This window comes from Rubinisphaera margarita (genome assembly GCF_022267515.1).
GTDB classification, from domain to species: domain Bacteria; phylum Planctomycetota; class Planctomycetia; order Planctomycetales; family Planctomycetaceae; genus Rubinisphaera; species Rubinisphaera margarita.
This window is the reverse complement of record NZ_JAKFGB010000012.1, coordinates 784319-810654: the sequence shown is the minus strand read 5'-3', so window position 1 is coordinate 810654 and position 26336 is coordinate 784319. Positions and strand designations below refer to the sequence as shown.

General features: G+C 58.0%; 21 protein-coding genes. 10 read left to right on the top strand and 11 right to left on the bottom strand.

Annotated elements, in window-relative coordinates; translation table 11 throughout:
* Positions 1-37 precede the first annotated feature (37 nt).
* A complete protein-coding gene (locus L1A08_RS11590; RefSeq protein WP_238756562.1) occupies positions 38-1519 on the top strand; it encodes a DUF7133 domain-containing protein in 1482 nt (493 codons plus the stop codon).
* An 11-nt stretch (positions 1520-1530) separates the two neighbouring features.
* Here L1A08_RS11590 and L1A08_RS11585 read toward each other — a convergent pair whose 3' ends face one another.
* From L1A08_RS11585 to L1A08_RS11555, 7 genes are all read right to left on the bottom strand, one after another.
* Positions 1531-2721: an AI-2E family transporter gene (locus tag L1A08_RS11585; RefSeq protein WP_238756561.1), complete on the bottom strand. Its 1191-nt coding sequence runs from the start codon at positions 2719-2721 to the stop codon at positions 1531-1533.
* A 32-nt stretch (positions 2722-2753) separates the two neighbouring features.
* Complete coding sequence (locus L1A08_RS11580; RefSeq protein WP_238756560.1) at positions 2754-2948, bottom strand: hypothetical protein; 195 nt, start codon at positions 2946-2948, stop codon at positions 2754-2756.
* Positions 2945-3433 (bottom strand): phage holin family protein, encoded by a 489-nt coding sequence (locus tag L1A08_RS11575; protein WP_238756559.1) that lies wholly within the window; start codon positions 3431-3433, stop codon positions 2945-2947. Before L1A08_RS11575 ends, L1A08_RS11580 begins: the two co-directional genes overlap by 4 nt.
* Positions 3434-3632: 199 nt before the next feature.
* Positions 3633-4076 carry a hypothetical protein gene (locus L1A08_RS11570; RefSeq protein WP_238756558.1) on the bottom strand — a complete coding sequence of 148 codons (444 nt, stop codon included), beginning with the start codon at positions 4074-4076 and terminating at the stop codon, positions 3633-3635.
* A gap of 76 nt (positions 4077-4152) precedes the next feature.
* Positions 4153-4449 carry a hypothetical protein gene (locus L1A08_RS11565; protein ID WP_238756557.1) on the bottom strand — a complete coding sequence of 99 codons (297 nt, stop codon included), beginning with the start codon at positions 4447-4449 and terminating at the stop codon, positions 4153-4155.
* A 51-nt stretch (positions 4450-4500) separates the two neighbouring features.
* Entirely contained in the window at positions 4501-4956 is a 456-nt protein-coding gene (locus L1A08_RS11560) for a CsbD family protein (RefSeq protein ID WP_238756556.1), read from the bottom strand.
* A 169-nt stretch (positions 4957-5125) separates the two neighbouring features.
* Positions 5126-6544 (bottom strand): mechanosensitive ion channel family protein, encoded by a 1419-nt coding sequence (locus L1A08_RS11555; RefSeq protein ID WP_238756555.1) that lies wholly within the window; start codon positions 6542-6544, stop codon positions 5126-5128.
* A 240-nt stretch (positions 6545-6784) separates the two neighbouring features.
* Between L1A08_RS11555 and L1A08_RS11550 the strand changes: the two genes are divergently transcribed.
* From L1A08_RS11550 to pgi, 7 genes are all read left to right on the top strand, one after another.
* Complete coding sequence (locus L1A08_RS11550; protein ID WP_238756554.1) at positions 6785-7261, top strand: MarR family winged helix-turn-helix transcriptional regulator; 477 nt, start codon at positions 6785-6787, stop codon at positions 7259-7261.
* A 67-nt stretch (positions 7262-7328) separates the two neighbouring features.
* Entirely contained in the window at positions 7329-8075 is a 747-nt protein-coding gene (locus L1A08_RS11545) for an SDR family oxidoreductase (protein WP_238756553.1), read from the top strand.
* Positions 8076-8106: 31 nt separating this feature from the next.
* Positions 8107-8805 carry a pirin family protein gene (locus L1A08_RS11540; RefSeq protein WP_238756552.1) on the top strand — a complete coding sequence of 233 codons (699 nt, stop codon included), beginning with the start codon at positions 8107-8109 and terminating at the stop codon, positions 8803-8805.
* 71 nt (positions 8806-8876) lie between these two features.
* A complete protein-coding gene (locus L1A08_RS11535; RefSeq protein ID WP_238756551.1) occupies positions 8877-9980 on the top strand; it encodes an alkene reductase in 1104 nt (367 codons plus the stop codon).
* Between the two features lie 246 nt (positions 9981-10226).
* Complete coding sequence (locus L1A08_RS11530) at positions 10227-11435, top strand: efflux RND transporter periplasmic adaptor subunit (protein WP_238756550.1); 1209 nt, start codon at positions 10227-10229, stop codon at positions 11433-11435.
* 87 nt (positions 11436-11522) lie between these two features.
* Positions 11523-14762 (top strand): efflux RND transporter permease subunit, encoded by a 3240-nt coding sequence (locus L1A08_RS11525; RefSeq protein ID WP_238756549.1) that lies wholly within the window; start codon positions 11523-11525, stop codon positions 14760-14762.
* A gap of 162 nt (positions 14763-14924) precedes the next feature.
* A complete protein-coding gene (gene pgi / locus L1A08_RS11520) occupies positions 14925-16568 on the top strand; it encodes a glucose-6-phosphate isomerase (RefSeq protein ID WP_238756548.1) in 1644 nt (547 codons plus the stop codon).
* 57 nt (positions 16569-16625) lie between these two features.
* Here the strand turns inward: pgi and hisD are convergent, their stop codons facing one another.
* On the bottom strand, positions 16626-18002 hold the full coding sequence (hisD, locus tag L1A08_RS11515; RefSeq protein ID WP_238756547.1) for a histidinol dehydrogenase: 1377 nt from the start codon (positions 18000-18002) through the stop codon (positions 16626-16628).
* 204 nt (positions 18003-18206) lie between these two features.
* On the opposite strand from hisD, the gene L1A08_RS11510 reads away from it, so the two are divergent.
* Entirely contained in the window at positions 18207-19271 is a 1065-nt protein-coding gene (locus L1A08_RS11510; protein WP_238756546.1) for a threonine aldolase family protein, read from the top strand.
* Here the strand turns inward: L1A08_RS11510 and L1A08_RS11505 are convergent.
* The 3 genes from L1A08_RS11505 to L1A08_RS11495 all read right to left on the bottom strand — a co-directional run bounded on the left by L1A08_RS11505 (position 19240) and on the right by L1A08_RS11495 (position 22696).
* Complete coding sequence (locus L1A08_RS11505) at positions 19240-19752, bottom strand: CinA family protein (protein WP_238756545.1); 513 nt, start codon at positions 19750-19752, stop codon at positions 19240-19242. The two genes, L1A08_RS11510 and L1A08_RS11505, sit on opposite strands and share 32 nt — an antisense overlap.
* 81 nt (positions 19753-19833) lie before the next feature.
* Positions 19834-21021: an aldose 1-epimerase family protein gene (locus L1A08_RS11500; RefSeq protein WP_238756544.1), complete on the bottom strand. Its 1188-nt coding sequence runs from the start codon at positions 21019-21021 to the stop codon at positions 19834-19836.
* Between the two features lie 127 nt (positions 21022-21148).
* A complete protein-coding gene (locus L1A08_RS11495; protein ID WP_238756543.1) occupies positions 21149-22696 on the bottom strand; it encodes an efflux RND transporter periplasmic adaptor subunit in 1548 nt (515 codons plus the stop codon).
* 344 nt (positions 22697-23040) lie between these two features.
* Between L1A08_RS11495 and mutS the strand changes: the two genes are divergently transcribed.
* Positions 23041-25782, top strand: coding sequence for a DNA mismatch repair protein MutS (gene mutS / locus L1A08_RS11490; RefSeq protein WP_238756542.1), 2742 nt, complete (start codon positions 23041-23043; stop codon positions 25780-25782).
* Positions 25783-26336 lie beyond the last annotated feature (554 nt).

The window sequence follows — 26336 nt, the reverse complement described above, 5'->3', positions numbered from 1 at the left end:
CTCGCATTGGATTACTCGATCCCTGAAAGCTCTCCCTATGATTCGATCTTTACTCGCCATCGTTGTCGCCACCGCCTCTATGTCTGGAGTGCTCTCTGCTCAGGAGCCTGCAACACCCACTGAAGCGGACTACTACGCGATCACCCGCTTTGAGGTTCCCGAAGGAGTCGTGCTCGAACCCGGCGCCTTTCAGCTGCTGCCAGACGGAAAGCTCGCCGTCTCATCGCGCCGGGGAGAGATCTGGATGGTCAGCGATCCATTCGCCGAACAGGTAAAAGCGGACCAGTTCACCCGCTACGCTCATGGATTGCATGAAGTGCTCGGCCTGGCTGAGAAGGACGGCTGGCTCTACGCGACACAACGTTGCGAACTGACGCGAATGAAAGACCAGAACAGAGACGGGCGGGCGGATGTTTTTGAGACCGTCAACGATGACTGGGGCATCAGCGGCGACTATCACGAGTACGCGTTCGGCTCGAAGTTCGACGCGGATGGAAACATCTGGATCACGCTCTGTCTGACCGGATCGTTCGGAAGCAACGTTGACTACCGCGGCTGGTGCGTTCGCATCACTCCCGAAGGGGATCTCGTTCCAACGTGCAGTGGAATTCGCTCGCCGGGTGGCATGGCGACTGATTCTCAAGGCAATATGTTCTACACGGATAATCAGGGACCGTGGAATGGGACCTGTTCGTTGAAGCATCTGATCCCCGGAAAGTTTATGGGGCATCCCGGGGGCAACAAGTGGTACGAACTCGCGGAGAACGCGATGGGAGCGGCACCTCAGGAGCCGGAATCAGGCAGCCGCTTCATGACCGAAGCCGGGAAGATCCCGGAGTATGAGCCTCCTGTTATTCTCTTCCCTTACAAGAAGATGGGCCAGTCGGCCAGCGGGATCACCTGTGACACCACGGACGGCAGGTTCGGACCATTCGCCGGTCAGTTGTTTGTAGCCGATCAGACGTTGAGCACCGTCATGCGATGCTACCTGGAAGAAGTGGATGGTCATCTGCAGGGGGCCTGCTTCAACTTCCGGTCAGGGTTCGGCTCGGGAAATGTTCCGATCGAGATGATGCCGAATGGATCGATGATGGTCGGCGGCACCAATCGCGGCTGGGGTTCTCGAGGGACGGCTCCGTTCGCTGTTGAACGACTCGACTGGACCGGCAAAGTTCCGTTCGAAATCCTCGAGATGAAGGCCACGCCCACCGGGTTCGAGCTGGTGTTCACCGAGCCGGTCGACACGAAGACCGCAGCCGATCCGTCCAGCTACGAGATGATTACCTACACCTATATCTACCAGGCCTCTTACGGCAGCCCGGAAGTTGACCACACGAAGCCGGTGATCGAATCGGCTGACGTTTCCGAGGATGGCCGGCGCGTCACGCTCAAGGTTGATGGTTTGCAGAAAGGCCACGTCCACGAACTTCTGCTTCCCGGGCTCCGCTCGGCGAAGGATCTTCCCCTGTTGCACCAGGAAGCCTATTACACTCTGAATCGGATCCCGTCCGTCGAGTAGTTGTCGTTGAGTCAATCTGTTCGGATCGCTCGTTCCATGTAGCGAAGCATGGGGACATACTCTGCGACGATATTGAGAATCGCCAGCAGCGGCACGGCCAGAAACACGCCGCCGATTCCCCAGATCCAGCCCCAGATCGCAATGAACAGAAAGACGATAAGCGGATTGAGGCTCATCGTCCGGCCCAGGATATACGGGGTGATGAATTGCCCCTCGATGGACGTCAGCATGAAGTAGGTGATCGGGATTAGGGCCGCGTATCCCAATGAATCGAACGTGATCACGGCGACGATGCCCACGATCGCGGTCCCCGCCCAGGCTCCCAGAAACGGGATGTAATTGAAGAAAGCCGCCATCACGCCGATCAGCAGCGGCTCCGGCATTCCCATCACCCACATCGCAGTGCCCGTTGCGACACCCAGGCCGAGGTTGATTACCGTGACCGACCACAGGTAGTTCGAAATCCCATGTTGTAAATCATCGATAATGCGAGTAAATCGATCTCGCGTTCGTTGCGAAGAGATCCCGAGAAGGGCATTTCGGATAATCAGGTCGCCGTGCGTCAACATGAAGAACAACGTCCCAAAGCAGATGATTAAACCGGCGGCAAGCCCTCCCGTGCTGTTGAGCACGGCCAGACCGGGGGCGAAACGCGGTTGTTGAATCTCGACGGGGACCGGCTCCTCCTCGGCTTCCTTTTCCCCGTCGCCCAGCTCTTCAAGTTGTTCCGAAGCGGTTTCGACGTTCTCAATCTGTTCAGTTAATCCCTGCATCTTCTGCTGAATGACCACCATGTGCGCGGGGAGATCCACGATGAACTCCCTCACCGGCGTCGCCAGATGAAACACGATGAGAATCGCAATTGCCGTGGGGAGGACCAGGCAGATCGCCGCGCTGATCGCAGCGGGGATCTGCATCCGGCGAAGCCGCAGCATTGCAGGGCGTAGCACCAGATAGAGAACAAGTGCGAGCGTGAGGGGCAGCGAGACTGCCTGGGTGTAGGAGAGAGTCCCCAGCACGAGAATAATTGTAATCAGGAACAGGCACACCGTGACCGCAGACGGCAGGCGCACGATTGAAGCCGGTACGATCGACTTTTCGTCGGTCGTACCGGCTTCAGTTGTTGGCGGAGAACTCTTAATCAGCGCGCCCTCGACGCTGTCCCATGTAGCCGTGGGCGCGACCTGATCGTACTGGTCCATCGAACACTCACTGACTAAGGGAGGGGAGCACCCTACCAGGGTTTAATTTTCCAGCCGACGAAGAACCCGATCCCAAAGCACCACAGGGCGGCCGCTTCCGGTTTCTCCCGGGCATACTCCTTCAGATAATTGACAATATCTTCAGCAGGCCGCAATCCCTCCGCCTGGTTCGAACTGGAACCGGTAGAGACATTTCCATACTGAGAGGAACTCACCTTGGTATTCATCGAGACGACCTTTCATATTGAAAACGGGACACCGACTCAGCAGTTTTGCTCGGAGTCACGGACCCGTCAGAAACCAGTGTTTTCTTGATCCAGTGCAGATTAGCTGTGAGTTCGTCCCGGGACCGGTGCAGAAGTCCGAGGGCTTTACGTGCGGACCGATAGCCGGTGAAGGCCATTACGGCTGCGACGACAGCTCCCAACAGCGCGACGACACACAGGCTCGCAGCGATGCTCCACTCCAGGGCACTCGCCAGGAACAGTGCCAGCCCGCCCATCAGAACAGGAGCTGTTCCCAGAAACAGACAGGCTCCGCCAATGATAAGTATCACGGGAACCCGGGATTCTTTTGCCCCTTCGGAGACGTCTACGCCAACCAGGCGAAGCTGAAGCTCCACCAGCTCGATGACATCGTGCACCAGCCACGCCATGTTTCGCTGAAGCCGGCCGCCGGGGTCCGAGGTAGTACGGCGATGTTGTGTTTTCATCTTCGTTTCACCAGGTATCCGATCAGCGCTCCCAGACCAGCAGAGGCTCCCAGAGCGACATAAGGATATGAAAGTACAATCTCCCGCAGACGCCGCTCCCAATTCTCTGAGGCACCGTCGGACTCCGTGATCCCTGCCGGATCGTAGGAGAAACCGGATCCCCAGGGGGATCGATTACGAGAGGACGATTTCGAACTGATCATGATCGAACTTCCCTTCTCGGATTAGGGGTTGAGGAAGTCGAGTCTTGAGGATTGTTCTCAAAAACCTTGGCCAGCTGCTGACCCGCGTAAACGACCCCCGCACGCATCAAAGCGCTTACTCCAAACAGAAGTGCCGACTTGATTGGACCGTTGGAGCTCGACTCTTCCTGCGGAGCAACAACCAGCCGTTCATGTCGCGCCATCTTTCGCAACGTCTTCTCATCCGGCCGAATGACCTCCCGCTTTTGCGGAACCAGGATATAACCGGCAACGCAAGCGGCAGCCATCATTCCCCAAGGGTAGTTCTGGAGGTAATACTTCCAGTCCATTAACGTCTGGGCGTCTTCGACAATTCGATTCACCTCGGGCTGGAGACGATTTCTCGCCATCGCCATTTGGGCTCGAATCGCATCCGCTGTTTGCGTTTGCGTGCTCGACATCATTGACCCTCATACTCTAAAGGCATCGCGCCCTGGGAGAACGACGCCCGGCCCCAACAGGACCGGGTGCGGCGCCCTAACGTCGCGACTTTGCGAAATACTTGCTGACGGCGTCCGGAACGGCAGCCTGCAGGGATTCGGACAGGTGATCGAACTGGTCGGAGAATTGATCGTACCGACTGCGATGACGCCGCCCCCCCGACATGGCCGCTCCAATCACAACTCCGCTGATAATTCCCAGCGTGAATGTGGCTAATGTCGCAGTCATGGGATTGTTAGAGATCACCTCATCGACGTTCTGAATCGCGCCGTGAAACTGCTCTTCAATTTGCCCGGTCGTCTGCTGCAGTCGATTCTTGTGTGCGGCAGTCATGGCTAATCCTTTTCTCAATCTGAGAAGACGTGAATGTTTCGGTCCAGTCGCTTACGAGCGACGGCCGCAGGTCAGTCCGACGATCACACCAGCCACAAGCCCCACACCGAAGGTGGTCAGCACCGATTCGAAGGGACGTTGACGGACGGTCTCTTCCACCTGGTGGTACCCGTCCTGCATGGCGTGCGATGCCTGCTCGTACTGCTGATTGAAATTCTCACTCGCCTGATTGGCGTACTCGCGTGCTCGATCCTGAACCTGGCCAGCGAGCTTCGATGCTTTCTGCTTCGTCTGCTCGTACTGACTGGAACTTTCAGCAACGCTTTCTTCAATGAAGTTCTCGATCTCGCTGCGAGACTGTCCAGTCTTCTGCTGGATCACGCCCACGAGCTGCTCAGCGTCTCCGTAGGCCTCGTTGAGCTCATCGTCGGTGAGTTGACCCCACCGTTCACGCAGACGACCTCGAATCTCATTCCAATGTCCTTCGAGTTCTTGTCGCGTCATCATCTTTGCTCTCCTGGATAGGGGTATGTACGAACTTCGTGGTAGGGGAAATCGCAAATGGCATGCCAAGACGTTTTGGAGCGATTTGAGCGGCGAATTCCGGTTTTCATGCGACTTTCTGAGCGGCTTTCAACCATCTCGCCGTCTGAGTGATCGGTCACAGGCCAACTGGTCAGATCAGCGTCGCCCCTCCTTCCGGCTTGTCGGCTTCGGCATGCTGACGGTCCAGATCGGCCTTCTCCTGCGCGAGATCATCTTCCGCGACTGAAACATCAACGTCGTCTTCCACGTGAAGGGCTTTCTCGCGATCCGATTCTTCGATCGCAGTCGTCGCCTGATCAGGCTCCCGGCGATGCAGCCGCATATCGATGCCCCGAGGGAAGATCACTTCCCGGGCTTCGTCCGGCATACTGATGCCTGCTTCGGTCAGTTCCGCGACGATCTGACGAAGCAGGGCCGAACGAACTTTCAGCAGACTGAACTCTCGGGTATCGATCCAGACATAGATCCGCAGATTCACCGTCGACGGTCCGAGAGAATCAACGAGGACCAGCGGAGCAGGATCGTCCTGCACAGCCGGGTGCCGCTTCAGTTGAGCCAGAATCGTATCCTGGGCTTTGACGATCGCATCGTCGTACCCGATGCCAATTACGAACTCATCACGCGTTTTGGGATTCGATGTGAAGTTGGTCAGCCGGCTCTTGTAGATCGTGGAGTTCGAGATGTAGACATGGTTTCCGTTGAACGTCTGCAGAACCGTACCACGGGTGGTTACGTTCCGGACGAAGCCAGTCACGTTGTCGACTTCAATCAGATCATCGATTCGAAACGGCCGCTGCAGACTGATGAGGATGCTGGCCAGAAAGTTCTCAGCGATGTCCCGAAACGCGAAGCCGAAGATAATACCGACCAGTCCGGTCCCGCCCAGAATCGTGGCGGCCAGTCGGGTGAGGCCGGAAATTCGCAGAACGAAATAAACGCCGATCACAAGAATCAGCCCCGCAGTGGCTCTGGCGGCGACGTCGCTCAACAGGCGACTGCGGAAGTTCCGCTCATATCGTGGTTTCGAGAACCGGTAGGCAAAGCCGACGGTGAAAACCGTCACCAGCAACAGGACCAGCGCGACGAGAATCAGCGGGAGGTTGATGATCGCTGTGCGCACCATCTCATACAATTCCGCACGAGCAGGCGAGAGATCCCAGAGCGGGTGAGCTTCCAGCTCCATGTGATTCACAACCGCGACGACATCCTCCGTCCGCCGGGCCAGTTGCGTTGCCCATTCCCGACGGGCCTCCGACTCCGCCAGCCCTTCGAAGAACACGACTCCGTCCTCAACGGTGACCTCGGCCTCCGTGAACCAGCCGGTCGCTTCGAGGATTCGCAGGAGCCGCTCAGAGATCGCCTCATCGGGCGCGGTATCGGCACTGTCGACCGTCACCTTCTCGGGTAACTCCTGCTCATCGGGGGTCTCTTCCGTCGGAACGGGCGTTGTGACCGGCTCGGCTTCCTGGGCGAGCAGCGGCGGAAGACCGTGGAAAGCCACAGCTGTAAGAATCAGGCACGCCGCGACACGACAGAGCAGGGCGGGCATAACGGGATATCCTTTCTGGGCAACCAGTTGCGAACGGGCCGGTAAGCGGGATTCCGATCAGAAACAGCAGTTTTCGAGCAGACCGTTGCATGCATTTCGTTAATATTTCCCTTATGATGTCCGCATTCTCTCGAAGTCCCAGAGAAAAAATCCCCGATTCCCAGCCAAAACCGATTGACGACTATTTAGTTTACACGTAAACTAAATGAGACTTAAGTATTTTGAGGTAGCAGACCGACCATGAATCCCAAGGGACTACAACAGGAATTGAAAAAGCGGCATCCGTTTAAGTCACGTGAACAGGAAGCCGTTCTAGGAATCATGCGGACCAGTGATCTGATCCAGAATCGGTTCGGACGCCTTTTCCGGGAATATGGTCTCACGGCTTCTCAATACAACGTGTTGCGAATCCTGCGGGGGGAAGGCGCTCCGCTGCCGTGTCTGGAAATTGCCTCTCGGATGATTCAGGTCGTTCCGGCCATTACCGGTTTGATCGATCGGCTCGAAAAGCACGGACTGGTCGAACGCAAGCGGTGCGACAAGGATCGACGGGTGATCTACATCGCCCTGACCGAAAAGGCTGAGTCGCTCCTTAAAGAGATGGATGATCCGGTCATGGACATGCATCGCGATGTCCTCGGTCATCTGTCGAAGTCGGAACTGACTGAGATCACTCGGCTGCTCGACAAGGCTCGTGCCGGACTGAAGGAGTTGTAAAGTCTCTCTTTTTTGCCCATTTAGTCGTCACATAAACTGTTCACGTTAATTGTTTCAGGAGAGCCCAATGCGGTTCGCGAATAAGGTCGTCGTTGTCACCGGTGCGACATCGGGAATTGGACGAGAAACAGCTCTCCGTTTCGCCGCCGAAGGGGCCAGGGTCGTCCTTGCCGGGCGCCGGGAGAAAGAGGGGCAAGAAGCGGTCACAGAGATTCAGGCAGCAGGAGGAACGGCATTGTTTGTACAGACTGATGTCGCCAGGGAGGGCGATGTCAGAGGACTCATCGAGCGGACGGTCTCCGAATACGGCCGGCTCGACATCGCCTTCAACAACGCCGGCGTCGAACACGCCGGACCTGTGACTGACGTGACTGTTGAGGACTATGAACGAGTCTTTGGCATCAATGTTCTCGGCGTTCTCCTCTGTCAGAAGTACGAAATCCCCGCCATGCTGCGATCGGGAGGAGGAGCAATCATTAACACGTCCAGTGTTCTCGGCCACATCGCCATGCCGGGAGCCGCACTCTATAACGCCAGCAAACATGCGGTCGAAGGGATCACCCGAACGACCGCTCTGGAGTACGCGGAGCAGGGGATCCGGGTCAACTCCGTCGCTCCCGCCGTAATTGGGACTGACATGATTGAGCGGTTCGCCGGCCCAAATGGTCGAGAAGAGATGAAGGGGCTGCATCCGATCGGACGCATTGGTCGCCCGGAAGAAGTGGCCGAAGCGGTACTCTATCTCGCCTCCGATTCCGCTTCGTTCACAACCGGAATCTCTCTGCCCGTCGATGGTGGATTTCTCGCTCGCTGACCCGATTCTGACCAGAACCAAGGAGACTTCGATGATCACTGTTCGCAAAGCCGCAGATCGTGGCCATGCCGATCATGGCTGGCTCGATACCTGGCACACATTTTCATTCTCGACTTATCAGGATCCGAAGCACATTCATTTTCGTTCGCTTCGCGTGATGAATGAAGACCGCGTCCAGCCGGGCAAAGGATTCGGAACCCATCCTCACGACAACATGGAGATTGTGACCTACGTGCTGGAAGGCGCGCTGGAACACCGTGACTCCATGGGAAACGGCGAGGTCCTGCGCCCCGGCGAGTTTCAACGCATGAGCGCCGGGACAGGGATCACTCACAGCGAGTTCAATCCTTCAGAGACGGAGCCGGTCCACCTGTATCAGATCTGGTTATTTCCCAAAGAGAAGAACATCGAACCAGGTTACGAACAGAAGCTGTATCCCGAAGATGAAATGACGGGTCAACTGCGCCTCGTCGCCGCCCCCGACGCTCGGGATGGTGCCCTCCGGATTGCGACTGATGCGCAGGTTTACCTGTCACGTCTTCAGTCTGGAACCACGGTGGATCATGCACTCGAGACGGGACGCCATGCTTGGCTGCAGGTTCTGCGTGGTGCCGTTGAACTCAACGAGACGCCACTATCGACGTCCGATGGAGCTGCCGTCAGCGACGAAACCCGACTGCAGATCCGAGCGACCGAAGACGCGGAGATCATGCTGTTTGATCTGGCGTAGCCCATCCCCATTTTTTTGAACAGAGTTCCTTTAACGCATCTGTTTTCACGAGAGACCCCCGGAGTAACGACATGTCAACATCACAGCTTTTCAGTCCTTTCGAACTCGGACAGCTCACCCTGGCCAATCGCGTCGTGATGGCTCCGCTCACACGCGGTCGAGCCGGCAAGGCACGAATCCCGAATAAACTGATGGCCGAGTACTACGCTCAACGAAGTTCAGCGGGTCTGATCATCTCGGAAGCGACGACGATTTCTGAGCAGGCTAATGGCTGGAACGAGTCGCCCGGCATCTACACCGATGAGATGACCAAAGCCTGGAAGACGATCACGACCGCCGTTCACAAGAATGGCGGACGAATCTTTCTCCAGCTCTGGCATATGGGACGGGCTTCGCACAGCAGCTTCCACAACGGGGAACTGCCTGTGGCTCCCTCGGCCATCAAAATTGAAGGCGACGGGCTCTACACGCCGAACGGAAAGCAGGATTACGAAGTCCCCCGTGCTCTGGAGACGAGCGAGATTCCCGGAATTGTCGAGGACTATCGGCGAGCGGCCGAACGCGCCCGGGAAGCCGGGTTTGACGGCGTCGAGATTCACGGTGCGAACGGCTATCTGATCGATCAGTTTCTGCAGTCAAAGACGAATCAGCGAACCGATCGTTACGGCGGCAGTGTCGAGAATCGCTACCGACTGCTCGGCGAAGTGGTGCACGCTGTGACGGGTGTCTGGCCGGCCGATCAGGTCGGTGTTCGACTTTCGCCGAACGGAGTCTTCAACGACATGGGATCGAACGACTACCGCGAGCAGTTCACATACGCCGCCCAGCAACTCGATCGTTACAGTTTAGCCTATCTGCATGTGCTCGACGGGCTGGCGTTCGGCTTTCACGAACTCGGCAATCCCATGACATTGTCCGAGTTTCGACGGGTCTTCCATGGAGCCCTTATTGGCAACTGCGGATATTCGCGGGAAGAAGCCGAGGAACGTCTACAGTCCGGAGAAGCTGATCTGATTGCCTTCGGGCGACCTTTCATCAGCAATCCAGATCTCGTTGAGCGATTCCAGAACGACTGGCCACTCGCGGAAGCGGCCGACATGTCCGTCTGGTATTCCCCAACCGGGGCAGCAGGATATACCGATTTCCCGACCTACCACGAGACAGTCGCCACGTAATCCTGAGTCCAACTCAGGACCGTGTTCAACGGACGCAGAGGCCGCCTCCGAAGTGATTCGGGGCGGCCTTTCAGCATATCTACTGAGCGACGCCGTGGGGCTTTCGGTCAGCCACGCAGTCGACGTGATAAACACTTCAAAACCGCAGTTCATTTAATAGACATCCGTCTCGGGGGTGGCTATTCTGATTTGATGCGACCCTACCTCCCCCCCTCCCGCCCATGCGGAACTCCTGCCGGCCGATTGATGGTCACCGCTCTCTTCTGTGTCACTGTTGCCGGTTGTGCGCAGTCCACTCCAGAGGACACGACGCAGCAGGTTCCTCCTCCCGCAATCATCGACGCCGAAACCCTCGTTGTCGAACAGGTCAACTGGCCGCGAATCATACGCAGTCAGGGCAGTCTGTATCCGGATGAAGAAGCCACCCTGGGTCTGAAGATTGAAGGTCGCGTCGTCGAAGTCCACGCCGATCTTGGTGATGTGGTCGAGGCGGGAACTTCACTCGTTACAGTTTATCAGGACGATTTCCAACTTCGTGTCGAGCAGGCCGAAGCGCAGCTGCGTCAAGCCCGTTCTGCGGTCGGGCTCTCTCCCGAAGCATCGCTGGATCAACTGGAACCATTGAATGCTCCGCCCGTCAAAGAACAGCGGGCACTCTGGGACGAAGCGACCGCGAATCTGCGGCGGGCCAAAGATCTCCTCGAACAGAACGCGCTCACCCGGGCGGAGTTTGATCAAATCGCTTCGGCGGAACGCGTGGCCGCTGCCCGTTACGACTCTGCTCTGAACAGTGTCCGGGAAAAGATCGCTTTCATCAGCGTGCAGCAGTCGACACTCGATCTGGCTCGCGAGAACCTTGCCAACACGGTTCTGAAAGCCCCGTTCACAGCCGTTGTTCAAAGAAGGCTCGTGGCTCCGGGAAGTTACGTGAAAGTCGGCGATCCGCTGCTGGTTCTCGTTCGCGTCGACAAACTCCGATATCGGGGCACGGTGCCCGAACGACTCTCGCAGATGGTTCAGATTCGTCAGCCGATCGAGCTTCAAATCGAATCGATTTCGGAGCCGCGAACAACCACGGTCAGTCGCATCAGTCCCTTGCTCGATCAGGCAAGCCGGGCGCTCACGTTCGAAGCAGTAATCGAGAACGATGACCGAGTTCTTCGCGCAGGCTTGTTCGCCGAGGCTGAACTGACGGTCGACTCCGACGCCGAAGCACTCGCGATCCCGGAAGCCTCTGTCGTCCAGTTCGCGGGAACGCAGAAAGTCTGGAAAGTCGTCAATGGTGAAGTCCGCGAACAGGAAATTCTCCTGGGTGATCGTCGCGAGGGGTACGTTCGCGTGCTGAGCGGCCTCAATCCGGGCGACGTGATTCTCAATAAAGCCACACAGGGACGAGTCGGTGTGCTCGCCTCAACGGATGATTCTTCCGAGGAGAGTCCCGCCCCTTCCTCCTGACCTGCTGAATCGAGTCACGCGGCGTGTCTCCAGCGTTCACGCGCCGCATCCCTCCCGGGCTGACTCTCCCACCTGAAGGACAACACTGTGTACTGGCTAGCCGAAGTCTGTGTGAAGCGGCCCGTCTTCGCTCTGATGCTGATCCTGGCATTGGTCGTGGCTGGCGTTGTGGCTTTTCCCCAGCTCGGGGTCGATCGCTTTCCGAACATGGATATGCCATCGATCTACGTGCGAACCAACTACGCCGGAGCCGCCGCCCAGGAGGTGGAATCGGAAGTCAGTTCGGTGATTGAAGACGCCGTCGCCACAGTCGCCGGAATCGACGAACTGCGGTCGATCTCGCGCGATGGCCGCTCCTTCGTGATTATCACCTTCTCACTCGACCGCGATGTCGACGCCGCGACTCAGGACGTCCGCGATGCCGTCTCTGGCGTCCTCAATCTGTTGCCGCCCAATATCGATCCGCCCGTCGTCCAGAAGCGCGATCTCGAATCATCCCCGATTATGACGCTGGCCGTTTCGGGACCTCGAACGGCCCGCGAACTGTTTTTGTTTGCGGATCGGTACGTGAAGAACGTGATCGAATCGTCCCAGGGTGTCGGGGAAGTCACCATTGCCGGGGCCGCAGACCGAGCGGTGCAGGTCAGTGTCGAAGCCGATCGTCTGGCCGCTTACAACCTGTCGATCCTGCAGGTGCGAGATGCCCTGGTTCGACAGAATACCGAAGTTCCCGGGGGCCGGCTCGATCAGGGGCATAAAGAGCGGGCCCTCCGCACCATGGGCCGCGTGGCCGACTCGGGCGACTTTCCTGATCTGGTGGTCGATACCGTTAATGGTTCTCCGATCCGCCTCAGCGATCTCGGCAGCGTGGTCGACGGAACCAAGGAAGTACGAACCGTGGCCCGTCTGAATGAAGAACCGGCGGTTGTGCTGCAGATTCAGCGACAGTCGGGAGAAAACACAGTCGCGGTGATCGAGGGAATCCAGAAAATGCTCCCCCGATGTCAGGCCCTTCTGCCAGACGATGTCCGCGTGAGCGTGATTCAGGATCAATCCCGCTACATCAAAGCAGCCCTGCACGAGATCGAGCAACATCTCATTTCCGGCAGTATTCTCGCCTGTATCACCGTGCTCATCTTCATGCGTTCGTGGCGTTCGACCATCATCGCCTCGGTGGCGATTCCAGCTTCGATCATCGCCTCGTTTGCATTCATGAAGTGGTTCGGCTTCACGTTGAACAATGTCACCATGCTGGCTCTGGTGCTAATGGTCGGTGTTGTGATCGATGATGCGATCGTCGTTCTGGAGAACGTCTTTCACTGCATCGAAGAGAAGGGGATGGACGCTCATCAGGCAGCGATTGTCGGAACCAAAGAGATTGGCCTGGCCGTGCTGGCAACGACGATTTCGCTCGTCATCGTCTTCCTTCCCGTCTCGTTTCTCTCCAGTGTCACCGGACGCCTGCTCTATCAGTTCGGCCTCACGGCGACGGTCGCCATTCTGATCTCGATGCTGGTCAGCTTCTCGCTCACTCCGATGATGTGCAGCAAGCTGCTCAAGCCGGGCATGACCAATCCCGACTCGCCCGCTGCTTCGCGAACCGGCCCCTATCGGTTTATTGAAGCGGGTTATCTCTGGCTGCTGCGACACGCGATGCGGTTTCGCTGGCTGGTTCTGCTCATCAGCGTCGGCGTAATCTACAGCAACGTGCCGCTCTACGGTCTGGTCAAGCAGGATTACATCCCGCTCAATGTCGATGAGTCCGAGTTTGAAGTGCGACTCGAAGCCGCTCAGGGGGCGACACTGACATCGATGAATGAGGTCGTCGAACGCAGCGAGAACGAACTGATGCAGATTGACGGAATCGAAACGATTCTCGTCACGGCCGGGTCTTCCGGTTTCGGAGAAGTGAACAGAGCCGAAATCTTCGTCCGGCTTGTCGACAGCGAGGAAAGGACCTTTTCGTTCGGACGATTCTTCAGTGGACTGTTTGCCGGGGATCCGGGAGCCGCTTTCCGAGGGAACTTTACCCAGCGTGACAAGATGTCCGAAGTCCGCGCTCGACTGAAGACCATTCCGGAGAGCCGGATTTCGGTACGAAACCTGACTTCACTCCGACAGGGCGCTCCGGTTGATATTGACTTCTCGATCACCGGCCCGGACATGGATCGGCTGCTCGAATTCAGCGAGAAACTGAAAGCAAAAGCACAGACAATCCCAGGTATTGTTGATGTCTACTCCACGCTGCAGATCGACAATCCGGAGCTGCTCGTACAAATCGATCGAGAACGGGCGGCGGCTCTCGGAATCGATGTGATGGAGATCGCCGATACGCTGCGGGTCGCGGTAGGCGGGGATGATCGCGTCTCCCGCTATCGAGACCGAACAGTCGACGATGCCTACGATGTCGAACTCCGACTCGTCGGCATCGATCGCGATGATGTCCAATCTGTTTCGCAGCTCTATGTGCGAGCCGATCCGGCTGCGGTCTCCGGCGGAACATCCGGCACGGCGGGCCCCGGGTCCCTGACGCGGATCGACAACGTCGTCGACTTCGAATTCAGCGAGGCTGCATCGCGAATCGACCGCCTGAACCGTCAACGCATGGTTGCCGTCCGGGCCAACATCGACAGCGGATACGCGTTAGGGGACCGCATCGACGCCATGAACGCAGCCGCTGAAGAGATCGGGATTCCCGACGGATTCGACACCATGGTCCTGGGAGGCGGACGCGAGCTTGAACGCACCCTCGAAGACTTCGGCTGGACGATGGTGCTTTCGATTGTCTTCATGTACATCGTGCTGGCGGCTCAGTATGAGAACCTGGTCCACCCGCTGGTCATTCTGCTTTCCCTCCCGCTCGCGGTCCCGTTCGGGCTGCTCAGTCTCCACTGGGGTGGAGAGACGTTGAACCTTTATTCGGCTCTGGGCATCCTCGTCCTCTTCGGCGTGGTGAAGAAAGCGGCCATTCTGCAGATCGACCATACCAATGCGCTTCGTTCACAGGGGCTGCCACGTCACGAAGCCATCATGCAGGCCAATCGCGATCGACTGCGACCGATTCTTATGACGACGATTTCGTTCGTCGCCGGTTTGATTCCGTTACTCATCGCGACCGGTCCCGGAGCCGAAGAACGCCGTTCGATCGCAGTCCTGGCCGTCGGCGGACAGACTCTGTCTCTGCTGCTGACCCTGCTCGCCATCCCCGTGCTCTATTCTTTCTTTGATGATCTCTCGGCGTTGTTTACCCGCCGCAAGGATCCCGTCCCGGCGACTCCGGTTCCGGAGCCTCAAACGCCCCCCGTTCGAGAACTCGAACCGGTTTAATACGTGGCGTCCCACGGTTCCGCAAGAAGGCTTCACGAACTCGGGCGAGAGTGTCGCAATTCCGGCTGGCGATCCGATATAGTTGGCTCTGACAGCGGGGCACGTGCTCGATTCCGCTGCTCATCGTGAACTGCATCAAGCCGTGAAAGAAAGACACCTGCTATGACAGCCTCGCCCCATCCCCAAGGTCTGACCGGACGCCCAGAATGGAAGGCTTTGGGCGACCACTACAACGCGATGAAATCGATGCATCTCCGCGACCTGTTCGCCGGCGATCCGAATCGAGCGAAGACGTTCAGCCTCTCCGCCTGCGACCTGTTTCTCGACTATTCGAAGAATCGGATCGTCGCTGAAACGATGCATCTGCTCTTCAGCCTCGCCAAAGCCGCCGACCTGAAGGCTCACACGGAAGCCATGTTCACCGGCGGGCGGATCAACATCACCGAAGACCGGGCCGTGCTGCACACCGCTCTCCGTTCTCCTCGTGGAACGGTCCTGGAAGTCGACGGGCACAACGTCATTCAGGATGTGCACGAAGTCCTCGACAAGATGGCGCGCTTCTGCGACCGCATCCACAGCGGAGACTGGAAAGGGCACACCGGCAAGCCGATCAAGAATGTCGTCAATATCGGTATCGGCGGCTCCGATCTTGGCCCGGTTATGGCCTACGAAGCGCTGAAGCATTACAGCAATCGAGGCATGACGTTCCGATTCGTTTCCAACGTCGATGCCACCGATTTCGCGGAAGCGACGTTCGATCTCAACCCGGAAGAAACCCTGTTCATCGTTGCGTCCAAGACATTCACGACGCAGGAGACGATGACCAACGCTCTTACCGCTCGGCAGTGGTTACTTGCGACACTGAATGATGAGGCGGCCGTCGCGAAGCACTTTGTTGCCGTTTCGACAAACGCCGAGAAGGTGCAGGAATTCGGCATCGACACGGCCAATATGTTCGGCTTCTGGGACTGGGTCGGCGGACGCTATTCGATGGATTCCGCGATCGGGCTATCTACCATGCTGGCGCTCGGCCCGGATCAGTTCCGCGACATGCTCAGCGGATTTCATGACATGGACGTGCACTTCCGGCACGCTCCGCTTGAAGAAAACATGCCAGTCATCATGGCTCTGCTCGGCATCTGGTACTCGAATTTCTTCAATGCTTCGACCATCGCGGTGTTGCCGTACGATCAGTATCTGAAGCGGTTCCCCGCCTATCTCCAGCAGTTGACGATGGAGAGCAACGGGAAGTCGGTCACGCTGACTGGAGCATCGGTCGATTACGACACGAGCCCGGTCTACTGGGGGGAACCGGGAACGAACGGGCAGCATTCGTTCTATCAGCTCATTCATCAGGGAACGCATCTCATTCCCTGCGATTTCATCGCCTTCTGCCGGTCGCTCAACCCGATCAACGACCATCACGACAAGCTGATGGCCAATGTCTTCGCCCAGAGCGAAGCCCTGGCATTCGGCAAGACATCCGAGGAAGTGGCCGCCGAAGGAACTCAGGCCAACCTGGTGCCGCATCGGACATTCCCCGGCAACCGGCCGTCGAATACGATTCTGGCCGAGAAGCTCACGCCGCGATTGCTCGGCACGCTGGTTTCCCTCTACGAACACATCGTCTTCGTGCAGGGCATCATCTACGAGATCAACTCCTTCGATCAGTGGGGCGTCGAACTCGGCAAGGTGCTAGCGAAGAGAATCGTTCCCGAACTGCAGTCGGGTTCGGAAGAGTTGAGCCACGACAGCTCGACCAACCAGTTGATCGAGCACTATCGAAAGTCTCACGGACGCAGTTAACCGCGTTCGCCTGAGCGATCTCAAAGGCCCGGCTGCGGAATCAGCGCCGGGCCTTTTTTAGTCCTGCAGCCGAATATCGACACTGTTTCGGTGAGCGGTCAGGCTTTCCTTGTCCGCCAGCAGACGGACATCATCTGCGTCGTGCTGCAGAGCGGCCTGATCGTAGGAAATGATCGACGACCGTTTCAGGAAATCGTTCGCACACAGTCCGTTGGCGAAGCGAGCCGTCCCCCCGGTGGGCAGCACGTGCGATGGCCCCGCGACATAATCGCCGAGCGCGACCGGGGTGTAATGCCCCAGGAAGATGGCCCCGGCGTTCTGCACCTGAGCCAGCATCTGCTCAGGATCGGCAGTCGAGATGTGCAGATGCTCCGTCGCCAGCCGATCGGTTGTTACCGCGGCCTGTTCGGCGGAGTCGGCCAGAATGAGAGCGCTGTAATCCTCGAGCGACTGCCGGGCGAGATCCCCGCGAGACAGAGTCGCCAGTTGCCGGGCAAGTTCCTGCTGCACCTGCTCGATAAGCGGCTGATGCCAGGTGATGAGGACGGCCGATCCCGGGCTGTGTTCGGCCTGCGAGATGAGATCGCTCGCGACAAAGCGGGGATCCGCAGTTTCGTCGGCCAGCACGATCACTTCACTCGGTCCGGCGATGCTGTCGATATCGACCTCGCCGAACACGAGCCGCTTGGCCAGTGCCACAAAGAGATTCCCGGGGCCGACAATCTTGTCGACCTGTTTCAGCCTGTCGACGCCATACGCCATCGCCGCAACCGCCTGTGCACCGCCCGCCCGGTAGACTTCCTTCACGCCCAGTTCATGGCAGGCTGCCAGCAGGTCGGTGTTATAACTGCCGAAATCAGTCGGCGGAGCAACGACGGCAATCTCTTCGACGCCAGCTGTTTGAGCCGGGACAGCTGTCATCAGCAAAGTCGAAGGATAAGCAGCCGCACCGCCGGGAACGCAGATTCCGACCCGCTTCATCGGCAGATAGCGCTGCCGCAACTCAACCCGCCCTTTATCAAACTCGCGGACAAGCTGAACATCCCGGCTAAGGATCGCCGACTGAAACTCACGAATATTATCCCGCACCCGCCGAACGGTTTTCAGATAAGTCGGGTCGGCTGCCTGATGGGCCTGCTCCAGTTCATCGGCTGAAACGCGAAACTCGTCCGGAGAAATCTCCTTGCGATCAAGTCGGGCGGTGTAGTTCAGAACGGCTTCGAGTCCCTGTTCCCGCACATCGGCACAGATTCGTTCGACCACCTGTTGCGGCGTAAGCGGTTCCCCGAACAGTTCAATGGTCCGCTGACGTCCAGCTGCTGAGACGACATTCCCCTGTGGGCTGAGCTTCTGCCGCAATTCCTCGAACAGCGTTTCAGCTTCAGGATCGGACAGGCGAATAACGGGAATCTGAACAGGGGTCTCGGCAGACACAGCAACACCTTTATGTGATGGGGAGGTCGATCCTCCACCGTTTCGGTTTCAGTTCTCAACCGGTCAGCAGACCGTTATGGTATCCTAACCAAAGCCCGCGTTTGAGCAATTCGACCGCGTCAATTTGCACATTCCCTCCGACAATCCAGACGCCGCGCCGGTTCGTCTGCAATTCTTCTTCAGGCCATCCTGAAAGGTGTGACCGTGTCCGCCAGTGGTTCGACCGATTCCGACTTCGTTGATCTTCGCAGCGATACCTACACCAAACCCTCCCTCGCCATGCGGCAGGCGATGTTCGAAGCCGAAGTAGGTGACGACATGGTCGGCGAAGACCCGACCGTCAATCGCCTCGAAGCGATGTGCTGCGAGCTGTTCGGCAAACCGGCAGCCGTCTTCTGCTGCTCGGCGACGCAGTCGAATCAGGCTGCTCTGTGGGCTCAGTGCCGATCGGGGGATGAGATCCTGATCGAGCAGTACGGGCATCTCGCCAACTACGAAGCCGGAGCCCCCGCGGTTCTGTCGGGCGTGAGCATTCAGCTGATCCCCGGCGACCAGGGAATGCTCGATGTGTCTCACCTTGAAGGTCGGGTTCGTCCTCGCGAGCAGCACTTCCCGCAAACGAAGGTCCTCTGCCTGGAGAACACGACCAATATCGGCGGCGGCCGGGCCTATCCGCTGGAACAGTTGCAGCGGGTAACAGACTGGGGTCGAGACCACGGATTGAGATGTCATCTCGACGGAGCCCGCATCTTTAATGCCTGCACGGCTCGTGGATATTCTCCGGCCGAGACCGCCTCGATGTTCGACACGATCAGCGTCTGTTTCTCCAAAGGGCTGGGCTGTCCGATGGGCTCGATTCTGGTCGGCGATGAAGAAACGATCGCCATGGCCCGTCGTGCGCGGAAGATCTTCGGCGGAGCTTTGCGGCAGGCGGGGATCGTTGCAGCAGCGGCCATTTACGCGCTCGATAACCACATCGACCAGTTGGCTGAAGATCATCGCAACGCTTATCGACTGGCCGAACGGCTCGAGCAGATTCCGGGCCTGCACATCAACCTTGCAGACGTGGAGACGAATATCGTTTTCTTCCGGGTCGATTCAACACTCGGCTCGGCCAAAGACTTTGCGGGACGTCTGCGTGAGCGGGGAGTTCGCATGTACGACATCGGCCCGGGGCGAATGCGAGCGGTGACCCATCGCGACGTCACCGTTGAAATGATCGACCGGGCCGCCGACGTTATTGAGCAAGTCGCTCGCGAATCATGTTAAAGATCATGCAGACCAGATCTTCAATGCGGCAGATGCGGAGCGGCATTTCCGTCGTGCAGTGAGGGTATTCGTTCGGCAGGACGATTCGATCCACGACGACAGGTTCGTTGCGGAGCCCGATCCCGATATAGACGACGCCGTCAAGTTCTTCTTCTGCGTTCGGTCCGAGATGTCCCGTCACTGAAGCGGCCAGATCGGCCTGCGGGGTCGATCGGAGAACGCCATCGACCATTTGCCGCGCTACGACCTCGCTGACAGGTCCCGGGGCAACCAGTACGTCCCGTTCCACTTCCAGCCAGCGCGCTTTGGTCTCGTTCTGATAGGTGACCGCCGAGCCGCAGAGATAGAGAGAAATCCCCGGAACGCGGCCAAGGGTAGAAGCAAGTAGCCCGCAGGTGCAGCTCTCCGCGAAAACGATCTTCTGTCCGGTCTTCTGCAAAGTCTCGGCGAGCGCGAAGGCCGCCTGCTGATGTTCATTCATAGATGGCTGACTCTCGATCCTCGAACAATCCCTTGAAGCTGCCGCTCCCGTTGCAGAGAAGCCGCAGGTCCTCGATCGATTTTACTGATCGCCGGAGATTCCTGGAACCAGTTCGGAGTCGAGTTGAAGGCGATTATCCCCTTGAAGGGTTTCGATTCGTGACAGGCGGTCAGCGACTTCTTCGTCCGAGGTCAGAATGGACAGCTTCATACTGGTCTTCCAGTCGCGTCCGGGAGGAAGTTTCACCACCCGGCCTTCACGTCGTTCCTGCGCCTTGAAATTCGGATAGTTCGTTCCTGGTTCAAGCCCTGTGCAGTAGCCGTCTGCCAGAGCCTGAGTGTTCTTCCAGATGGCCAGACAGGGCAGGGTGTCTGTTTCAAACTGCAGCGCGATCCCCCGTGACTTACGGGCGTCGGTCAGCGCGACCAGCGTCTTTCCGGAATCGTCGGCAATTGGGTCGCAGAAGTAGACCTGCTCGGCATATCCCGTTGTTGGTCCCAGGTACGTGGCGTACTTCTGAATTTCTTCCGTGGCCCGCGGGTCGCGCGGCGAGAGTCGCTTTAAGGGGGCATACCAGCGACTGCCGGCTTCGAGGATTGGAGTGCCAATATTGATGTGATAAAGCAGCTGCAACTCGGCATCGCGAGCAGCCCGATTGGTAACCTGATCGGTGATCGTGAGCGATTTCGAGCCGATGCCGATCCGGTACTCGACCGTCAATTCGAGATTCTGTCCGAAGAGCGTCGATTCGGTGACAACGCCCCGGATGACCAGCTCGGCTTTCCCGCCCTCGTTCACGTATTGTCCGGTTACGGTTCGGGCGGGAATGTTCGCAATGCGTCCGTGGAGAGTCAGGTCAGATTCGATGGGACTGGCGGCTTCCGGATCGATTCCCGGAGGGCCGTTCGACGTCAGCCCGCAGCGGCAAATCAGTTCGTTAAACCCTTCGAGCCACCCCAGCTTATTGCGGCTGTGCAGATTGACGAACGCCGGATGGACCGGCTGCCGGGCGGGGGCATCCCAGCCGACTCGCAGATCTTTGGCCTGAATCTTCCAGATCCCCATGCCGCGAGTCGGCAGAATCGAAACGACCATCGCGCCGTTGTCGACTTCGATCACTTCGACCCCCGAAGAAACGCCAGAACTCAGCGTCTTCTTGGTGATCGTCCACTTGGCATCCCCGGCCGCTTCCGCGACGTCTTTCTGAGAGATGACGCATTCACTGGGAGAACTGTTGCCACTCAGGGAAATCTTATCGGCTGCGGACATGGGCTCGCATTCAACTGCAAGAAAGGCAATAAAACACAGAACGAACAATCGCGACCTTGGAACCACGGAAAGCTCCTGCAGACAGTCGGCGGATACGGAGAACAGCGACAGCGCCGCTAGCGACAGTCTATTTGCCGGGAGCCTTCTTCAGAATCTCATCTCCAGGCTCGAGGCCGGAAGTCACTTCCCGCTTTCCATCCCGCTCCAAACCAAGTTCAACCGGCTGCTTTTGCGGTTCGTCGCCAGCCAGCCAGACGTAGGGCCCGCTGTTCTCAGAAAACTCATCCTGATGAACAAGGGCCGTTGGAATCAGAATCGCATCGGAAGCCTGCTTGATGCGGATTTTGACATCACACGTCATACCCGGCAGCAGCTGATCGGTCGAAACATCCCGCTGCAGTTCCAGTGTTGCCTTGATCTTGCCATCGCTGGCGGCCACCGGATCAATCTGATTTACTCGTGCATAACGAGGCTTGCCGACTTCCGCGTGGGCATTCACGATCGCCAGCTGCCCATTCTCTACTTCCGCAAGTTGCTTCTCCGTCAGATCAGCCAGTACGGACAGGGATTTGGGATCGACGATTGTCATCAGCACCGAGTTCGCACTGACGGTGCCGCCGGGGATCAGCTGTTTTTCTCGGGCAGCGACTTCCGAGAACTTCCCGTGGGCAGCTCGACCGTAATAGACGATGCCCGACTGCGGCGCCTGGATCGTCATTCCCCCCCGATCGGCTTCCATCTCCGCCAGTTGTTCTTTCTTTTCGGTCAAATCCTGCTGCAGCTTCTCGATCTCCAGTTCTTTCTGCTGCAGCATCAGCGGGAGCAGGGTGACAGCCTTGGCTTTGCTGATCGCCGACCGAGCCTGCGCGTCCTGCATCTGCTGCTTTTCACGAGGGATCAGCGTTTCCACCAGGCGATCACGTCGGAGCTCGGACTGTTCGACCGAGCGTTCGGCCTGTTCGACATCGCGCTGAGCTCGCTTCAGAACGATTTCCTCGGTCTGCTCGGTCAGATCGTCCGCTTCATACATCTGCTGCAGCTGGTCGAGTTCTTCCTGAGCGTATTCGAGCCGATACTGAGCGAACTTAAGAGCCAGCTCCGCTGACTTCAGATCTTCCTGCTCCTGCACCGTCAGGTAATACTCAAGATCGTCAGCTGCTTCTTTGGCGGAACGGGTCGACTGCTCCAGATCCATTGCCGTTGTCTCTTTGAGAAACCGCAACTCGTCAGCCGCCATTCGCAGAGCCAGGGTTGTTGTGACGATCGCTTTTCGAGCCTTCACGATCGCTTCGTCCAGATCTTCGGTTTCAAGAACGAGGACCGGGTCCCCTTCCATCACCGACGAACCATGCGGAGCCGCCGAAACAACCTTGAGTGTCGTCCAGGCTTTCGGCTGCAGAAGGATCTCTTCGTAGGAGGGACTGACAAACACGCCCGTTGTTGAAATGGTCGCCAGAAACTCCTCGGCCTCGACAGTGTGAGTCGGCGGCTCTGCTTTCTCAACGGCTTCCACCTCGATATCAACCGCTTCGTCGGCGACCACCTCTTCCTCGACAGGCTGAGCAAACACCGAAACGGGAGTAAACACCGGCAAGAGCAGGGCAGACAGTGCGATCAGTCCGACCGCCAGCGGGCGGTTCACGGCTGCAGCGAAGAGTTGAGGTGTCGTATACAAAGCGAGCTCCTTCGTGCGCTAGTTCGGCCTCGGTATGAGAAACGAGCCCTGTGGGATGAACTCTCTGGATCACGACAGAAACAATCAAGACGGATGTCTTCTGCCGTGCAGGCCTCGAAAGGCTGTACACCGCGAACGCAGCGAACAGCCCCTCGCACTTTAACGAACGCCGGGGGATCGTTCCAGAGACTGACAATGTCCTCGGGGACCTGATAAACTCTCGACCATATCGTGTCGGTCGGCGGTCCGATTGTCCTCAAAGACAATGTCCACACAGTCAGTCACCGAAGTCCCGGACCGTGCCGCCCCCGCTTTCGCGTTCTCTCCCTCCCTACGCAGGTTCTATGTCGGAATCAACCTCATCCACGACCAGTCAGAAATCGTCTGATCCCCAGGCAACTCCCAAGAGCTGGAAGAGCAAGACCCCTCCGCCCGGCGCCAAACTGACGCCGATGATGGAGCGTTACATCGAGGTGAAACACCAGTACCCCGACAGCCTGCTCCTGTTTCGCATGGGAGACTTCTACGAACTCTTTTACGAAGACGCCGAAATCGCCGCACGAGTACTGGGACTGACGTTGACCAGTCGCGACAAAGGCTCGGCTTCTCCGATCGCGATGGCGGGCTTTCCTTTCCATGCGCTCGACAATTATCTGCAGAAGCTGATTCGCGCAGGGCATCGTGCCGCCATCTGCGAACAGATGGAAGATCCGAAGCAGGCCAAAGGCCTTGTGAAACGCGAAGTCACACGAGTCGTCACACCCGGTACGCTCACCGAAGATGCACTGCTCGACCCTCGAACCGAAAACTTTCTGGCGGCGGTCCATGTCGACAAAAAACAGGTCGGGCTCGCCTGGATGGAACTCTCAACCGGCCGCTTCCAGGTCACTTCCTGCCCATTCGAACAACTCAGTGATGAACTCGCTCGATTGCGGCCTGCGGAACTGCTGCTTCAACAGGGGCTGGAAGAGAGCCCGGCCTTTGCCGATCTGGCCCGACTCTTCGACGATGCCGTGGTAACCGAGCGGGCCCCCTGGAGCTATGTGGCGGATACCTGCCTCGATCGGCTGAAACAGCACTTCGGCACCAACTCTCTGGAAGGGTTCGATGTTGAGGACGCCTCACCGGGCGTCACCGCGGCCGGAGTCTTGCTCGACTATGTGCAGGAAACGCAGAAGACACCGCTCGGACATATCAGCAGCCTGGAGAATTATCGCTCCACTCATACTGTTCACATCGATGAAGCGACGCGGCGCAGTCTCGAACTGACACAAACACTCCGCGGCGGCCACCGAGAAGGCTCCCTGCTGCATATCCTGGATGACACCGTCACGGCGATGGGCGCCCGCCTTCTGGGCGAATGGATTGCCAATCCGCTTCGCGACCTCGACACGATTACACAGCGGGGCGACGCCGTTCAGGAGCTGGTTGAAGACAGCACGCTTCTTCGCGAACTCCGGGAAGAACTTGACGGCACTTACGACCTGCAACGTCTGGCCGCCCGCGTGGCCACCGGGCGCTGCAATCCGCGCGATCTGGTCTGCCTGTCCCGCACACTAAAGCTTTTGCCGAGAACGAAAGCATTACTTACCGGGCGAAGTTCGGATCGGCTTCGTGATCTCGAAAGCCGGATTGATCTCTGTGAAGATATCCGAACGCTCATTGAACCATGTCTGGTCGACGATCCGCCGCTCAACCTGACTGATGGCGACCTGATTCGTCCCGGCTTTAACACACGGCTCGACGAACTCCGCGATCTTTCCCGAGGGGGTAAGGAGTGGATCGCCGCTTATCAGGCGAAAGAGATAGAACGCACCGGCATCAGCAATCTGAAGGTCGGATTCAACAAAGTCTTCGGCTACTACCTTGAAGTCACCGCCGCTCATCTGCAGAAAGTCCCGGACGACTACCATCGGAAGCAGACGCTGAAGAACCAGGAACGGTATATCACGCCGGAGCTGAAGGAACACGAGGAGAAAGTTCTCACCGCCGACCAGCAGTCACTGGCGCTGGAGACAGAGCTGTTTCATGAACTGCGGACCGAGGTCTGCCAGCATGTTTCGCGACTGCAGAAGATTGCCCAGATTCTGGCCGAGCTCGATGTCCTTGCCTGTTACGCTCACACGGCGGTTGAACACCGCTATTGCCGCCCGGAACTTTGCGAAGGAGCCACCCTCGATATACGGGACGGGCGACATCCGGTGCTCGACCAGCTGCTGCCCAGCGGTCAGTTCGTTCCGAACGATGTTCTGCTCGGTGACTCCGGCGAACAGCAGGAATGCGAGGAGGGCGACGAATCCGAGGAACGATCGCCCGATCGTGGCCACGTGCAGATCATCACCGGGCCAAACATGGCGGGGAAGAGCACGTATATCCGTCAGGCCGCTCTGTTGACGCTGATGGCTCAAACCGGCTCCTTCGTGCCCGCGGCGTCCGCTCGCATCGGGCTCGTGGATCGCATCTTTGCACGCGTCGGGGCCAGCGATGAACTCAGCAAGGGGCAGAGTACGTTCATGGTCGAGATGACGGAGACCGCTCGCATTCTGAATGCGGCCACGGATCAGTCACTGGTCATTCTGGACGAGATCGGTCGCGGAACGAGCACTTACGACGGCTTGTCCCTGGCCTGGGCGATCACAGAATATCTGCACGACATTACGAAAGCCCGAACTCTGTTCGCCACGCATTACCACGAGCTGACCGACCTGGTCGAAACGCTTCGCGGGGTGCGGAACTGGACCGTCGCGGTCCATGAATCGGAAGGGGACGTGATTTTCCTGCACAAGATCGTGCAGGGAGCCGCGGACAAGAGTTACGGCATCCATGTCGCCCGTCTCGCGGGTGTTCCGGGTGATGTGATTGTGCGTGCCAATCAGATTCTCGAAACACTCGAGTCCGATCGCCGTGATGATCAGGGGAAAGCAAATATCCCGCAGCGAAAAACCGATCGAGCAACGCAGCGTCAGTTAAATCTGTTCGAGCCGCCGCCACACCCGATTCTGGAGAAACTGAAATCGATGGACCTCGACAGCCTTACCCCCAAAGCGGCCCTCGATCGACTGTACGAGTTGCGTGGAGAACTCTGATATCTTCCACGGAGAGAGCGAAACCCATCGAAAAGCAGGAATTGCGAACGCTTCCCGGCAATTTATTGACACGTTTTATGGGGTTTCATCGGGGAGCGCGCTCGACCGGGGCGGGCACTTTTTCCCCATTTGCCTCAATCTCGGGAATTTTCCCGAAACAGACGTGGCTATTCTGGCCGCTGCCCGGTATAGTTCGTCGACGTCCGCACATCAGAAGTGATCGAGCGGACGAAATGGTCGGAAATAAGCGAGTAGCGTTTCCCGAATTGGAAGTGCTGTCCGACTCAACGGGTCTTTTTGCAGAGGTGGAGCCTCCTGTCGCCCGTTCCCCGTGTAGTCTTCTACTACACCCCACTGCTGCCAACCAACGGTTATTTGGACCGCTCTGGAAAGCCGCCCGCGTCTCCCGGAGACGCATCGAATTCTGCGACTTTCTTGTTTATCCAGAATTCTCATCGTGACGGATCTACGGATCGAGTGCGTTTTGGCGCAGTCGCAGTCCCGATCCTGATGAGCTGGAGTAGTCCAATCTGCCCCTGCTTCCAACCGTGCGT

What these genes read in the sequence shown, in the direction of transcription:
- L1A08_RS11560 (WP_238756556.1), bottom strand. Translation starts at nt 4,956, where the DNA reads ATGATGACGCGACAAGAACTCGAAGGACATTGGAATGAGATTCGAGGT.
- L1A08_RS11535 (WP_238756551.1), top strand. Translation starts at nt 8,877, where the DNA reads ATGTCAACATCACAGCTTTTCAGTCCTTTCGAACTCGGACAGCTCACC.
- L1A08_RS11570 (WP_238756558.1), bottom strand. Translation starts at nt 4,076, where the DNA reads ATGTCGAGCACGCAAACGCAAACAGCGGATGCGATTCGAGCCCAAATG.
- pgi (WP_238756548.1), top strand. Translation starts at nt 14,925, where the DNA reads ATGACAGCCTCGCCCCATCCCCAAGGTCTGACCGGACGCCCAGAATGG.
- L1A08_RS11580 (WP_238756560.1), bottom strand. Translation starts at nt 2,948, where the DNA reads ATGAATACCAAGGTGAGTTCCTCTCAGTATGGAAATGTCTCTACCGGT.
- L1A08_RS11585 (WP_238756561.1), bottom strand. Translation starts at nt 2,721, where the DNA reads ATGGACCAGTACGATCAGGTCGCGCCCACGGCTACATGGGACAGCGTC.
- L1A08_RS11575 (WP_238756559.1), bottom strand. Translation starts at nt 3,433, where the DNA reads ATGAAAACACAACATCGCCGTACTACCTCGGACCCCGGCGGCCGGCTT.
- L1A08_RS11530 (WP_238756550.1), top strand. Translation starts at nt 10,227, where the DNA reads ATGGTCACCGCTCTCTTCTGTGTCACTGTTGCCGGTTGTGCGCAGTCC.
- L1A08_RS11540 (WP_238756552.1), top strand. Translation starts at nt 8,107, where the DNA reads ATGATCACTGTTCGCAAAGCCGCAGATCGTGGCCATGCCGATCATGGC.
- L1A08_RS11555 (WP_238756555.1), bottom strand. Translation starts at nt 6,544, where the DNA reads ATGCCCGCCCTGCTCTGTCGTGTCGCGGCGTGCCTGATTCTTACAGCT.
- L1A08_RS11550 (WP_238756554.1), top strand. Translation starts at nt 6,785, where the DNA reads ATGAATCCCAAGGGACTACAACAGGAATTGAAAAAGCGGCATCCGTTT.
- L1A08_RS11505 (WP_238756545.1), bottom strand. Translation starts at nt 19,752, where the DNA reads ATGAATGAACATCAGCAGGCGGCCTTCGCGCTCGCCGAGACTTTGCAG.
- mutS (WP_238756542.1), top strand. Translation starts at nt 23,041, where the DNA reads ATGTCGGAATCAACCTCATCCACGACCAGTCAGAAATCGTCTGATCCC.
- L1A08_RS11590 (WP_238756562.1), top strand. Translation starts at nt 38, where the DNA reads ATGATTCGATCTTTACTCGCCATCGTTGTCGCCACCGCCTCTATGTCT.
- L1A08_RS11565 (WP_238756557.1), bottom strand. Translation starts at nt 4,449, where the DNA reads ATGACTGCCGCACACAAGAATCGACTGCAGCAGACGACCGGGCAAATT.
- L1A08_RS11500 (WP_238756544.1), bottom strand. Translation starts at nt 21,021, where the DNA reads ATGTCCGCAGCCGATAAGATTTCCCTGAGTGGCAACAGTTCTCCCAGT.
- L1A08_RS11545 (WP_238756553.1), top strand. Translation starts at nt 7,329, where the DNA reads ATGCGGTTCGCGAATAAGGTCGTCGTTGTCACCGGTGCGACATCGGGA.